The following is a 13405-nucleotide window of genomic DNA, read 5'->3' as shown; positions in this document are numbered from 1 at the left end:
GTCGTTGGTAACATCGTGCGATGACAGCCAACCGCCCCTTCAAACATCCCACGCCCGAGCAAAGCGCCATCATTCTGGTGAACCTCGGCACACCCGACGACCCGAGCCCCAAAGCCGTTCGCCGTTATCTGGCCGAGTTCCTCAGTGATCCGCGTGTGATCGAGTTGCCCCGCTGGTTTTGGCTCCCGGTGCTATATGGCGTGATTCTCAACATCCGCCCGCGGAAAAGCGCGCATGCGTATCAAAGCATCTGGACTGACCAAGGCTCACCGCTCGCCGTTCATACCGACGCGCTCACCAAAGGCGTCGCCGACGTTCTGAAACCGCATCAGTCCTGGCTGAAAGTCGCTTCGGCCATGCGTTACGGCAACCCGAATCTGCGTCAGGTTCTGCGTGATCTGCGTGAGCGGAACACACGCCGGATCCTCGTCGTGCCGTTGTACCCACAGTATTCCGCAACGACCACCGCCTCAGTGTTCGATGCACTGACCGATGAGTTGCAGCAATGGCGCTGGTTGCCGGAGCTCCGCTTTGTTGCGGACTACTATCGCGCGCCCGGCTATATCGACCTGCTCGCAAATCGTTTGCGCCCGAGCCTCGACCCCAACCGGCACTTGCTCTATTCGTTTCACGGCATTCCTGAGCGGTACGTGCGTGCCGGCGATCCGTACTACTGCCAGGCCCAGGCGACCGCGCGGCGCCTGGCCGAAGCGCTTGGCCGCGAACCAGGAAGTTGGTCGCTGTCGTTCCAATCCCGCGTTGGCAAGGAGCGCTGGCTCGGGCCTTATACGGACGCGCATTTGCAGGCACTCGCCCGCCGCGGCATCACCGATCTGGACGTGATCTGCCCGGGCTTCGCCGTGGATTGCCTGGAAACCCTGGAAGAGATCGCCATGCAGAACCGCGACTTGTTCCTGGCCGCCGGCGGCAAATCGTTCACGTATCACCCATGCCTGAATGCCGGGGCGGATCACGCCCAATTTCTGGCGCAACTCGCGCTGGCGCAGTGCCGGGATTGGTTCGATCATCAACCAGTAGCAGCGTCGGCCGACGCGTTTGCCGCGCACCTTCGAGAACAGCCGGACGCAGGGCGGTTGGCCGCAGGCGTTGCCGAGTAGGCCCCAGCACTGGCTTTGGAATCCCAATTCATGCACGAACTCGATCTGCAACTTCGCAACCTGCGACTCTCTGCGCTGCAGTTTGCCAATCCGGGGAAGCCCAAACTATTGGCCCTGCATGGTTGGCTCGACAATGCCGCGAGCTTTCTGCCGATGGCGCCGTATCTTCAAGATTTCGACTGGGTTGCGCTGGACTTGGTGGGCCATGGCCGCTCTGATCATCGTGCGCCGGGGGCCTGGTACCACTATGTCGACTATCTGGGCGAAATCGTGCAAGTCCTCGATGCGCTCGGTTGGCAGCAATGCCACTTGCTCGGACACTCGTTGGGTGGCGCGCTCGCGTCCGTCCTGGCGGCGGCGATACCGGAACGCATCGAGCGTCTGTACTTGATTGAAGCGCTGGGCCCGATCAGCACGCCCGAAGATCGCGCCCTGGGCCTGCTGCGCGAAGCCATTCAAGCCCGTGGGGCAATCGGTGGCAAGCAACTGCGGCTGTTCCGCGATTTGGATCAGGCCGTTCAGGCCCGCCGCAGCAACCCGGACATGCCACTGAGCGAAGCGTCGGCCCGCCTCCTGTGCGAGCGCGGCACCCGCGTTCAAGATGGCGGCCTGATGTGGTCGTCAGACCCGAGACTGACCCTCACCAGCGCAATCCGGCTCACCGAAGGCCAGATTCGCAACTACGTCAGCGGGATCGAGGCGCCCACGCAGATCGTGTTTGCCGATCCCTCACCGCGATTCATTAATCCTGAAGCCATGCAAGCCCGCGTCAGCTTGGTGAAATCAGCCGAAGTCGTGCGTATTCCCGGCACGCACCATCTGCATATGGAAGCGCCAGAAGCGGTGGCAAGGGCGCTGGGCTTGATCCGTTGAGCGATCGGGCAGCGCGAATTCGTCGCCCCCGTTACGTGTCGCGTCGTGCGGCGAGGTTCATGATCTCGCGATAAGTGTGTCGGTACACCCCGGGCGTCTCGATCAGACACGCCGCCACCAATGCGCGCGCTACCGCTTCTGCCGGCACGGAACGGTACGCCTGCAGGCGCCCGATCAGGAGCGGATTCAGTGCCGGCAACACCCGCTGCCCGAGGCCTTCAGCCAGACGATTCGATCCAGGGCGCGCCCCGAGCAACAGACCAGGCTGCAGAAAATCGCAACGCTTGAAACCCAGGCTTTCGATCTCGGCTTCCAACTCGCCTTTGGTGCGCAGATAGAAATTGCCAGATTGCGGGTCGGCACCAACCGAGGACACCAGCACCGCACGCGTCGCACCAAAATGGCGTGCGACGTCGGCCATTTGCCGGACGAGTTCAAAATCCACGTTGCGAAATGCGGGTCGCGAACCCGCTTGCTTGATTGTCGTGCCGAGTGCCGACACGAATACGTCAAGGCGCTGATTGCGACCACGAAGCTCGGTGTTCAACCAGCGGCTGACCCGACCTTCGTCAATCGTTCCGAGCAGGGTGCGCGCCCCTTCAGGCATGTGTTCAGGCGCCCGCCGGCCAGGTAACCAGAGCCCGCTGTCGGATTCGCGCACTCGTGCTGACAAGGCCGGCAGTGCCAATCCGCCTACCAAGCCCGTTGCACCAATCATCAAGCAATTGAGGCTCATACCCGTTTCAGGAAATCGGTATGCCGATTGAACACCTGCGCACGCCAATCGGCTTGCGTGCGATCGAGTTCGTCAACCGAGATATTGGCGACATAGCCGTATGCGCGATTCCGCCCAACTTGCTTGGCCAGATACAGCGCCCGGTCGGCGACACCCAGCACAAAGTCAAGCGTGAACAGCTCCGGCTTCTCGCGATAGATCGGATAGACCGACCAGCCGACGGACGCTGTTGGATCGAGCAGCACGCCAGAGTCCAATTCCACGTTGATCTGCGCGATTTCATGGACGATCTTCTCGGCGAGCTTCTTGCCCTCCAGGCGATGCCGGTTCACGCCCAAGTAGACGAACTCCTCGCCCCCGAAACGGAACACCAGATCGCCGTTCTCACGAAGCGCAAGCAACCGCTCCGCAACCGCCTTCAACACCGCATCACCTGCCGCGTGACCATGCTGATCGTTGACCCGCTTGAAGTGATCGAGATCGATCACGCACGCTATCAAATCAACCCGCTCATCGTCGTCTGCCGCGCCCGCCTGCGCATTGATCTTGGGTACCTCATCGCGCATCCACTGCCCGAATCGATGCCGGTTCCAGAGCCCCGTCAACGGATCGGTGGTCGCGGCGATCTGCAATGCTTCGGTCTTGATGGCGACGAGTCGCTCGAGCTCAGCGCTGCGCGCGCGCAGGGCGCGGACGCGCCATTGGACACCGAGCAGCAACAGCATGGCGCCGAGCACTATGAAACCGGCAATCGATACCGTGCGCTTGTACCAAGGCGCGACCACCAGAATTGCAACGCTGGCTTTGCCCCCCGGATTGCCCGCGGAATCCTGAGCTTCCACCTCGAAAACGAGTTCCCCTGCCGGCAGGTTCGTGAAGTCTCGCCGTCCATCATTGGTCCATGGACTCCACTCGGGGACCTCGCCGATTTGCTGGATGCGCGAGCGGAATCGGTTCAGATCCGGCGCCCGGTAACTCGGGAGCGCGAACTCCAATCGAAGATTGCTGCCTTCTGGGGCGATCAGGGGCTCCTGTTCGTCCAAGACATTGGTTTTCGGCTCGCCATTTACCTGAATGTGGCGAATTTGGACAACTTGCGGCGCCGGCGTCAACGACTCGGTGGTGGGATCGATTCTAACGAGGCCCGATTCTGTGACCATCCAGAAGATGCCACTGACATCAGCGAACAGCCGGCGCACGCGACCGACGCCGGCGACCTGATCAAACACACTTGGCGAATAACGAAACACGCCACCGGCGTCACGCTTGACCAGGGCTAAATCGCGATCCTTGGCGCTGATCAGGATTTGATTGTCGTCGACGATTTCGATATCGCGTAGCGCCCCGGTCTCGCTGAACGGAATTGTCTGGCTCGGTACCAATTTGCTGTCCAGCACGTCATACACACCGTGTCCGCCGACCCAAAAAATAATTCGGTCACCGGCTTTCTCAATAGACGGGAACAGTTCCTGTCCATCTTTGGCGACGCGCAGTTCGTCAGTAGTGGCAAGTTCAATGCGATCCGGGTCCGACATCGCCACGCGCACGAGACGGCCCGTCTGCGTATTCAGCCACAACACATTTGCATCTTGCTGAACCAATTGAACGGTGTCGAAAGGAAGATCTGTTCGGCGTGAGATCCATTGCCACCCACCGCCAATCCTTCTGATTTTGCCAAACCCTCGGCGAATCCCAAGCCACAGCTCGTCGGGCCGATCCAGCACCGGTGCAATCGCAAAGACGAGCGTCTCTGGCGAGAACGCTTGGTCAGCATCGCCCCACCAGAACCCCTGAGTCGTACCGAAGTATTCAGTCCCATTGATGGATGCGTGCGCCAGAATCTCGGTCATGCCCGGGCGGCTGCGATCTTGAAAGCGCCAGCGGCCATCACGATCTTCCACCAGACTAAGGACCTCGTTGCCATTGAACACACTGATACCCGGTTCTGTCCTGGTCACATTCAGCACACCGCCATAGAAACTCGACGGGAACATGAAGAGACTCATCCGGGACGGATATTCAACGCGCGAGATTGCGGTTGGCCACGCAATCCATAGCGCACCCTCTTGGTCGACCATGACCACTTGTGCGCCGGACCCCACGCCGAGATCCGATGGGTCGATCCGATCCAAAACTTGACCTTGTTTGCCCAAGATCGCCACCCCACCATTGTCTTCGGGAACGGCAAATCGACCGGGATATACCAGAACACCAATCCCGACACTGTCCGACAACCCGCTGGCAAGGCCGCCTGTCTGGCGGCTGGGAGGTTCACCTTCTCGCCAACGCCAAGTTGTCGTTGCGCGATCACTGTTCCGGGTTAGGGCCAGGTATTCGCCATCAATGTCCTGGGACAACGACATGATCGGTGCATCCAAGAATCCAGCGCCGCCTTTGATCAGCTCCGGGCCACGGGCACCGACTCGCGCCAAACCTTGACCATCCACCTGCAACAAAATCTGGTTCTGCCCTTGGAACAATCGCCCATAGCTTCGTTGCGGTCGGAAAAACTCGAACTGCGCTCCCGCCTGGCATACCAAAACCGCCATCGATCTGACACACCAACGCTCGTCATCCTCAGCGAACTCCCAGAACTCGCCAGCTCCGTCAAACTCGGTCGGAAATCTGGTCGAGAGATTGAGCGCCTCCTGGGGCCGATTCGGATCGGAGAGAACGATGAGATATTCGCTGCCGCCGAGGACCAATCGACCATCCCGGGTCACCCCAATCACGGTGATCGGCCGGTTCTGTGTCACGGGGACGCGGCGCCAGTCTTGGCCATCGAACTCAATTAAACCGGCATCGTCGCCGAGATAGATGAGTCCGTTCGGCGATTGCGCCAGCGCTCGGAATGGTGGTTCGGCAAACCGGTCGCCCAGGTTCATGAGCCGGAGGTCGAACGTGCGCGTGGGATAAATACCCCGCTCCTCGGCAATGACTGGTAAGGCCACCAAGGCAAGAAGCAAGGTAATCAGCGCGTGCTTGATACGCATGAGCTGGTTCAGTCGAGGTCCTAAAGGTTAACCGAAATGCTTGCCGTCAGCGATTGACGTCATGAGGATCGCAGATTAGCCTTGGCTGCGCTATCGGCTTGGGCCGAAGCAGGCCGGAAATCGACCGGTCGGGGCCAAACCTAACTTGAGGTGCACTCATGAGTTCCAACCAGAAGCAAGCTAGCGGAATCGAGGTACCAGTCTCATTGATGGGGCAGTTACAATCGCTTTCGCAAAAAATCGAAGACGGCAAGTATGCAATGCCGCCAACCGGCCCTGTGCCACCCCCACGTCCCGTCCCGTCGCCAACGCCTAATACCCCGAACGCCGCAATGGTAATGACTGGCCGCAACCAGGGGTAATCACATGCAGGTCGGCGCTCTCGATCTGGTGCTAAATCCTAGTGCCAAGATCACTGTTTATGCGAACACCAGCCCACCGGTTTTCCAGATCGAAGCGCCGATACGCGGCAATACGCTAGCAACCAACATATTGAGCGCTTCGCATGCACCGGCTGCGCACGCGTTCTTGGTGGCAATGCTGGTGGACGGCATTGCTCCCGCCAAGATTGAATCGGAAGTCCTTGACGACCTCCGGAATTGGGGGCTCTTTGTTGATCCCGACAATATTCCGAGGCCAGTCGAATTTCCACTTGCAGCCGAGTGCACCGACGCCACCGGCCCCGGATTGTCTGCCGATCCCGCTTATGTCTGGCCAGATCGCAGCGCTTTGCCGATACCCGCAGTCTGGTCGAACCCGAACATCTCCTATGTGAAGTTTGGCCCGGGCGCTCTCTGGATCCCGGTGCTGGACAATAGTGAAGGCCTGTCAGCGCGACCAATCAACGCGCATTTTGACGACACGGACGCACGCGTGCGTTTTGCGCGCGATGGCTATGCCGAGTTGCCTTGGTTGTTGCCCCGAGCACAAGTTCAAGCACTCGGCACGTACTTCCGAAATCTCGCGGCAGAAGGTTTTCTGGAGCGGCACCGCGACCAGACCATCATCCGGCACATCGCGCATGACCACCCGGTCACGGCATTCTGGCATCAGCAATTGAACGAGCGTGTATCGCGACTGGTTGGCAAACGAACAAAACCCTCGTACTCGTTCGTTTCGAACTATCTTGAGGGCGGTGACTTGTTTTGGCATACCGACCGCGACCCTTGCGAGTACACCATCACCCTGCTGGTCGACTACGATCCGGTCGATTCGGACGGTCGCTCGGCTTGGCCATTGCTCTTGAAGGACCGGCAAGGCGCAATCCAATCACTTTGCCAACGGATCGGCGACGCGCTGATTTTCAAGGGCCGAGAACTCTCCCACGCGCGTGAACGCAAGCCGGATGGGCACCGTTCCGGATCGATCCTCTTTCATTATGTCGATGCCGACTTCGAAGGAAGCCTATCGTGACCAACGTCGCGGCAGCGGGTTCCCCGACGTCGGATGCGCACGTTGTAGATACGCAGCACCACGTTGAACGCTTCTTCCAGCAACTAGGCGACGCGATAGCGGCAGAGCTTGGGCACGAGCGCGAGGACATTTATGCGCGCCTCGAAGACGTCGCCATTCAATTCCTGGAGCAATATTGCCCCGCGAAACATATCAGCCACGACGACTTGATCGACTATGTCCTGACGGCACGCAAGCTCCCTTTTCAGATCGACCTCGAAGCGAAGTTTGCCGAGCCCCCATTGTCGCTCTACCACGGCAAGCACTTTGACATTTCGGCACTGACCTGGCTCGATGGCACGACCAGCATTCACCAACACTCCTTCTGTGGGGCATTCCATGTCCTGAGCGGATCGAGTATTCACAGTCGCTACCGTTTCACACCAGACCGTGAACCCGCGCCGTTGCAACGCTCTGTCGCAGGACAACTAACACTCATTGATCTTGAAGTTCTGCAGCCCGGCGATACCCGTCGGATCGCACGCGGCAACGCCCTGATTCACGCACTGTTCCACATGATCCGGCCTTCGGTCACTATTGTCGTCCGGACCATTACTGACGACCACAACAACGAAGTGCAATACGACTTTCGTTGGCCTGGTATCGCATTCGATCCGTTTCAGCAACATGCGCTGACCATTCGCCAGATCCAGTACCTGGACATGCTCCGGACGTTGCGAGGCGACGCTGCAGATGCCGCGTTGATCCAGGTTCTGAACCAAGCGGACCTGCATTTGTGCTACCGCCTCGTATCGACCGATTTCTTGCGTCGGCGTGATCCGGAACGGGCACGGTGGATGATTGGTGCGTCAGTAAAACTATCGGATCGTGAACGCGAGCTTGTCTGGCAAGCTGCATACAACGACTTTGTGAGCCAGTCGATCATCGATTTACGCAGACGCCTGCATTCGCCGCCACACCGATTTCTATTAGCGCTTCTGCTGAACGTTTTCGACCGCGAACAACTGCTCGGATTGATTGCCAGTAAATGGAACACGGATCAACCAGTCAGTCTGATCCGAACCTGGATGGCGGAAATGTGTGGCCTGACGGACCGCTTCCCGAATCTGCTCGACTTGGACATGAACGAGACGGCTCTCAACGTTCTTGAGCGGCTCTGGCACGGCGACTCGGTGGACGCAACGCTTGACTGGTTCCGGACTGCTTACGGTGCGGAGACAATGGCCATCCACGACAGCACCTCCGTCAACTTTATGCTGCCTTGCGCGATTGCCCACTGCTCTATCAGGTCATGTCAGATTTGCGCTAGTCATTGTGCGCGATGGCGGGTGGTTGGCCCGCGCCCTCGCAGTTGCAAGATGCGCCAGGTCGCCTGCCCGTAGACTTTTCCCAACCATGCCGCGGTGAGCGGGACTAAGCGCCACAGATTCGTGATGCATCATGAGTCGACACCACGCTTGACGACTCACTACAACGAATTGTGCGACTGCACGTCGCCGCTGCGCGCGGATGCGACATTCTTCAAGCGGGCACCGAGATCAGTTTTCGCGCCAAATTGCACCATCCTCCGCACCGATTCCTGCTCGCATTGCAACTCAACGTCTTTGATCGCCAACGCCTACTCGGTTCGGTCGCGAACGCGTGGCAAACCGACCAACCAATCGCCCTGGCCCGAACCTGGATGACGGAAATGTGCGGCCCGACCGATCGCTTTCCAAACTTGCTAATCCTCGACATGAATGACACCACGTTGCATGTGCTGGACCGGCTTTGGCATGGCGACAACGTAGCGTCAATGCTCAGCCGGTTTCGAGACCGGTTTGGCCAAGACGCCATCGCGCTTCTTGCCCTTGAATTGCGCGCGGTCTAGAACGCCCTTCGCGACTGCCCGCTCTTTTACCAGGTCTTCGCCGAACTGCGCGCTCAGCAATATCACGAAAGCCTAGTATGAGCGTGACTGAATCGCTTCGAAGCGCACTCATCCAGCCGCAGGCGCCGCAAGCGGCCCCTCGTTGCTGGCAACGCGACAGAAGTGGCGCCCCCGTGTTCTCTGATTTCAAGCAGCGGCAACGGCAGCGGACAATCAGGCCCAATTCTGTCGCCAGTGTCACGACAGTCGGAGCAGGCCAATATCGTGCAAACCAGCCTTGGCCACGGATGCTCTACTCGCCGATGCGCTAGTGATATTTCGCCAAATGCTTTTGACGCCGATGTCAACAGGCGATAAGCCGGTGCGCAGCAACGATGCTCTACCCGATACTCCAAACTGGGTTTGCAGAAATCCGCGCAAACTGCGGGTCTTCAATCGCACGATCCGAGATGATCGACTAATAGACTACTAACCGCGTCAACAGATCAGCCGCTGATCTGAACGCACAAGATTGTCGTCCTCGTTTCGATGCGGACGACCCATTCCCGATCCAAATTGGAGATAGATCATGTCTAGCAAAGTCCTGAAGGGCGCCGTTCTGGCAGCGAGTCTGGCCGGTGCATCTACGCTTGCATCCGCAACAGAAACTGCAAATGCCGACACGGAAGTCAGTCTGCAGCCGGCTGCCAAGCTGTCGGTTCCAGCGAATCTGGCAACACAGCTGAAGTCGATCGCTGGATTGTCAGCGTCGGTTTCAGATCGTCTGCTGCCGCCGCCAACTCCGCAGCCTGAACGGGCTGACTTGGCTTGATGTCAAGGGGACTAGAGCGATGCAGTTCAATCACGCTGCAAAGATCACGGTCCAGGGGGGCGCAACGCCCCCCGTTTTCCTGATCGAAGCACCACTTCGCGGCGACTCGTTCCGGAGCACATTGGTCACACCTGACCTTTGGCCCAATGCGTATCGCTACTTGCATGGCGCAATCATCGAGAGCATGCCAGAGCCGGTGGCCGACTCGGAAGCGTTGGCGGAACTGGGCAATCTTGGCTTGCTGGTCGAAGCTGACGAACTGTCGACACCGGTCGAGTATCGAGTCGACCCAAGCGTTCTAGAGGGGCCTGAGAAGATCCTCATCCGCCATGCATCCTTGCCTTGGCAGGTCCCAACGGAATGGCAACGAGACGACGTCTGCTTTTCGTGGTGCCCCTCGTCCAAAATTTGGTTTCCAGTTCTCGTGGCTGTCGGCGATGCGCCTGAACTGTCAGCACAGGGCGAATGGGAGACTCTGAGGACTGATTCGGCATTCGAACAAATCGACGTGCCTTCTCGTAAGCAACTCGCCACCGAGGGCTTTGCAACACTTGACCACCTCCTTCCATTGGCGGTTCGTACTGAACTTGCTCGCTACTACCGGGCTTTGGGAGACGAGGGATATCTCGAACGGCGGGAATCCCGCGGTGTTCGTCGTCTGATCGCCCACAATCACCCGATCGCGCGCTTTTGGCATCAACAGCTGAACGACCGGATTAGCCGCCTAGTCGGAGCGCCCACTAAGCCGTCGTACTCGTTCGTATCTTCGTATCTGCAGGGGAGTGATCTGTTCTGGCACACCGACCGACCGCCTTGTGAGTACACCATTACATACCTGCTTGAGTACCATCCTGTTGATTCGATGGGGCGATCGGATTGGCCATTGCTGGTTCGCCAGCGGAACGGGCAAGTAGCTGAAATTCGTCAGCGCATTGGCGACGCGTTGATATTCAAGGGCCGGGAACTCTCGCATAGTCGCGACCAGCTTCCCCATGGACACCAGTCACTGTCGCTGTTGTTCCATTACGTGGATGCCGACTACAAGGGCGACTTGGATTGAATCAGGTACTCACACAAACCAATCTCACGAAATCAGCATGAACGCGACCCAACTTATCGATGAGACAAGCGAAACCCATGCCCCGAGTCGGGTGACATCCTTCTTTCGGGTGCTCGGGGACGCAATTGGTAAGCGCATCGGCACGAGCAAGCAGGAGATATCAGAACGTCTCGTCAGCGCCGCTATCTTAGAATTGGAGCATTTTCGTCCCGCAGATCACATCGGGCTCATCGATCTGGTGGAACATGTCATGGGCGCGCGCGAATTGTGTCGGCAGGCCGATCTCGATGGCAAGTTCTCTGAACCGCCGCTGTCCTTATACCGTGCCGAGCATTTCGACATATCAGCGTTGATTTGGCTTGATGGCACAACGAGCGTCCACCAACATGCGTTCTGCGGCGCATTCCACGTATTGTCCGGATCAAGTCTGCACAGCCAGTTCGAATTCAATGCCTGGCGCAACCCTGAACCGATGCAACGAGCGGTCGCTGGCACCGTGCGATTGAGCCATGTTGAAGTCTTGCACGCAGGCGATACAAGGCCTATCCACCGCGGCGCAGAAACGATCCACTCACTGTTTCATTTAGTGCGACCATCCATCACGATTGTCGTTCGCACCATCACAGACGACATTCGCGAAGACATCCAGTACGACTATCGTTGGCCGGGCTTGGCGCACGATCCCTTTTACCGGCACGCGCCTACGATTCGAAAACTGCAGTATCTCAGAATGCTGCAGCAACTTGATCCGAAACGGTACGAGCAAATTTTGGCAGATTTGCTACCAGACGCCGACTTGCACCTCGCGCACCTGGCGATTCACGAAGCTGCCCTCAGGTCGGCTGACCCGTCGGTCGCCGAACAACTTTCTCAGCGCTGTTTGCAGCTCGATTCGGCCGAAAGGCAGCTCATTAGCCAAGTCGCTCGCCATGACATCATGAGTCGAAGCCTGATTGCCTTTCGCCGCGCTCTGCATGAACCTGCGCATCGTTTTCTACTCGCACTACTGCTCAATGTGTTTGAACGGGACGCGCTGCTGGCGTTGGTTGCAGAGGAATACCCCGGCGCTCCCGCAATTGACCGGGTTTGTGTGTGGTTAGCCGAGATCACTGGCAACACGAGCCAATATCCGAACTTGATTGGCGTTGATTTGAACGACACAGCATTGCTGATGATACGCTTCATGCTTGCAGGCGCGCACCTACCTGAGACACTCACCGCACTGACTCAGACCTATGGCGATGAGGCAGTAACTGCAAACCGTGACGCTTTGGTTGAACTTTTTGATGCGTTATGCGAGTGCGCGCTATTTCGGGCGATTTTTGCGGATCTGCGGAGTTAGAGTCTACCCCCTTGCCAACTGTCGTGCATTGGCCGGAATCAGGGCCCGAGACAGGACTGCATAGCTTCCGGCGCTTTTTCGACGGCTCTGCCATAGAGGAAGCCTAGGAACCTCTGAACAAGTTCAGAGGCGAAGCGGGCAACGGGTCCCGACAAGTGCCGGACTCATTGCAGGTCTGAAAGTCCGAGATGGACTTGTTCAGACACTCCCTTAGGCCTGGACTTGTACCTGACCGGCAGCGACCTGCATTGGCATTCCGACCGTCCACCTTGCGAATATGCGATCACGCTGCTGATTGACTACGCCCCGCTCACTGATTCCAGATATTCGCAGTGGTCACTCGACATCGAAAACCGCGAAGGTCGAGTCGCGAGTTTGTATCAGCGCATTGGCGATGCTTTGATTTGCCGTGGCCGTGAACTTCGCCACAGCCGAGGAGTAGTGCCACCCGGGCATCAATCCTTGTCGCTGCTCTACCACTTTGTGGATGCCGATTACCAAGGGGAAATGACGTGAACGCATCCGTCGAATTCAGCAGTCTAGGCCGACCGGCGCCGCGCACCGGCCGACAGCGCGTGCCGGCGTTCGTCACCCAACGTGGCGACGCAATTGCGGGTGAGCTCGGCGATACTCGCGAAACAATCTACGCGCAACTTCAGCAGGTCGCGGCACGCAACCTGGCGCATTTCAATCCGGCTGCCAATATCAGCCCAGACGACTTGACCGACTACGTACTCAGTGCCAAATCCTTGTGCCAGCAGGCAGATCTGGATGCTCGATTTGCGGAGCCGCCGGCATCGTTGTACCGCGACGCTCATTTCGACAATTCCGCCCTGACCTGGCTGGATGGCACCACGAGCATTCATCAGCACGGCTTCAGCGGTGCCTTTCACGTCCCGGCTGGCGGCAGTATTCATGCTCGGTATTCCTTCAAGCCCGATAGACTCATTGCACACGGCCAGCGCGCCGCGATCGGCCAGCTCGAACGGATCGATTTTTAGATATTGCGACCCGGCGACACGCGCCGGATCGCGCGCAGCGATGGTTTGATCCACTCGTTAATCCATCTGCACCGGCCTTCGGTGACGACTGTGATTCGGACCATTACTGATGATCCCGACACCGAAATCCAATACGACTACCGCTGGCCTGGGCTGGGCTGGCCCATCATCCATTCCAGCGGCACGCG

Annotated in this window: 12 protein-coding genes; 10 read left to right on the top strand and 2 right to left on the bottom strand. The window is 58.5% G+C overall.

The features are described 5' to 3' along the window. Nucleotides 1-20 precede the first annotated feature (20 nt). On the top strand, nt 21-1118 hold the full coding sequence (gene hemH / locus C7S18_RS02335; protein WP_106890030.1) for a ferrochelatase: 1098 nt from the start codon (nt 21-23) through the stop codon (nt 1116-1118). Between the two features lie 30 nt (nt 1119-1148). Continuing rightward, nucleotides 1149-1991, top strand: coding sequence for an alpha/beta fold hydrolase (locus tag C7S18_RS02330; protein WP_106890029.1), 843 nt, complete (start codon nt 1149-1151; stop codon nt 1989-1991). 31 nt (nt 1992-2022) lie between these two features. Here C7S18_RS02330 and C7S18_RS02325 read toward each other — a convergent pair whose 3' ends face one another. After that, nucleotides 2023-2727 (bottom strand): Rossmann-fold NAD(P)-binding domain-containing protein, encoded by a 705-nt coding sequence (locus C7S18_RS02325; protein WP_106890028.1) that lies wholly within the window; start codon nt 2725-2727, stop codon nt 2023-2025. Continuing rightward, the gene (locus C7S18_RS02320) at nt 2724-5720 is read right to left on the bottom strand and encodes a ligand-binding sensor domain-containing diguanylate cyclase (RefSeq protein WP_106890027.1); all 2997 of its coding nucleotides are present in this window, start codon (nt 5718-5720) and stop codon (nt 2724-2726) included. Before C7S18_RS02320 ends, C7S18_RS02325 begins: the two co-directional genes overlap by 4 nt. Before the next feature lie 366 nt (nt 5721-6086). Between C7S18_RS02320 and C7S18_RS02315 the strand changes: the two genes are divergently transcribed. From C7S18_RS02315 to C7S18_RS02280, 8 genes are all read left to right on the top strand, one after another. Continuing rightward, nucleotides 6087-7133, top strand: coding sequence for a hypothetical protein (locus C7S18_RS02315; RefSeq protein WP_106890026.1), 1047 nt, complete (start codon nt 6087-6089; stop codon nt 7131-7133). Next, on the top strand, nt 7130-8515 hold the full coding sequence (locus tag C7S18_RS02310) for a cupin domain-containing protein (protein WP_106890025.1): 1386 nt from the start codon (nt 7130-7132) through the stop codon (nt 8513-8515). Before C7S18_RS02315 ends, C7S18_RS02310 begins: the two co-directional genes overlap by 4 nt. Before the next feature lie 173 nt (nt 8516-8688). After that, the gene (locus C7S18_RS02305) at nt 8689-9003 is read left to right on the top strand and encodes a hypothetical protein (protein ID WP_146151721.1); all 315 of its coding nucleotides are present in this window, start codon (nt 8689-8691) and stop codon (nt 9001-9003) included. Nucleotides 9004-9571: 568 nt separating this feature from the next. Further along, nucleotides 9572-9814 carry a hypothetical protein gene (locus C7S18_RS02300; RefSeq protein ID WP_106890023.1) on the top strand — a complete coding sequence of 81 codons (243 nt, stop codon included), beginning with the start codon at nt 9572-9574 and terminating at the stop codon, nt 9812-9814. 184 nt (nt 9815-9998) lie between these two features. Continuing rightward, a complete protein-coding gene (locus C7S18_RS02295) occupies nt 9999-10874 on the top strand; it encodes a hypothetical protein (protein ID WP_146151720.1) in 876 nt (291 codons plus the stop codon). Nucleotides 10875-10911: 37 nt separating this feature from the next. After that, on the top strand, nt 10912-12216 hold the full coding sequence (locus C7S18_RS02290) for a cupin domain-containing protein (protein WP_106890021.1): 1305 nt from the start codon (nt 10912-10914) through the stop codon (nt 12214-12216). A gap of 222 nt (nt 12217-12438) precedes the next feature. After that, nucleotides 12439-12732 (top strand): hypothetical protein, encoded by a 294-nt coding sequence (locus C7S18_RS24675; protein WP_106890020.1) that lies wholly within the window; start codon nt 12439-12441, stop codon nt 12730-12732. After that, complete coding sequence (locus tag C7S18_RS02280; protein WP_106890019.1) at nt 12729-13217, top strand: hypothetical protein; 489 nt, start codon at nt 12729-12731, stop codon at nt 13215-13217. The genes C7S18_RS24675 and C7S18_RS02280 overlap by 4 nt, the downstream gene beginning before the upstream one ends. Nucleotides 13218-13405 lie beyond the last annotated feature (188 nt).

The organism is Ahniella affigens (assembly GCF_003015185.1).
Taxonomy (GTDB): domain Bacteria; phylum Pseudomonadota; class Gammaproteobacteria; order Xanthomonadales; family Ahniellaceae; genus Ahniella; species Ahniella affigens.
This window is presented reverse-complemented; position numbering and strand designations above follow the sequence as displayed.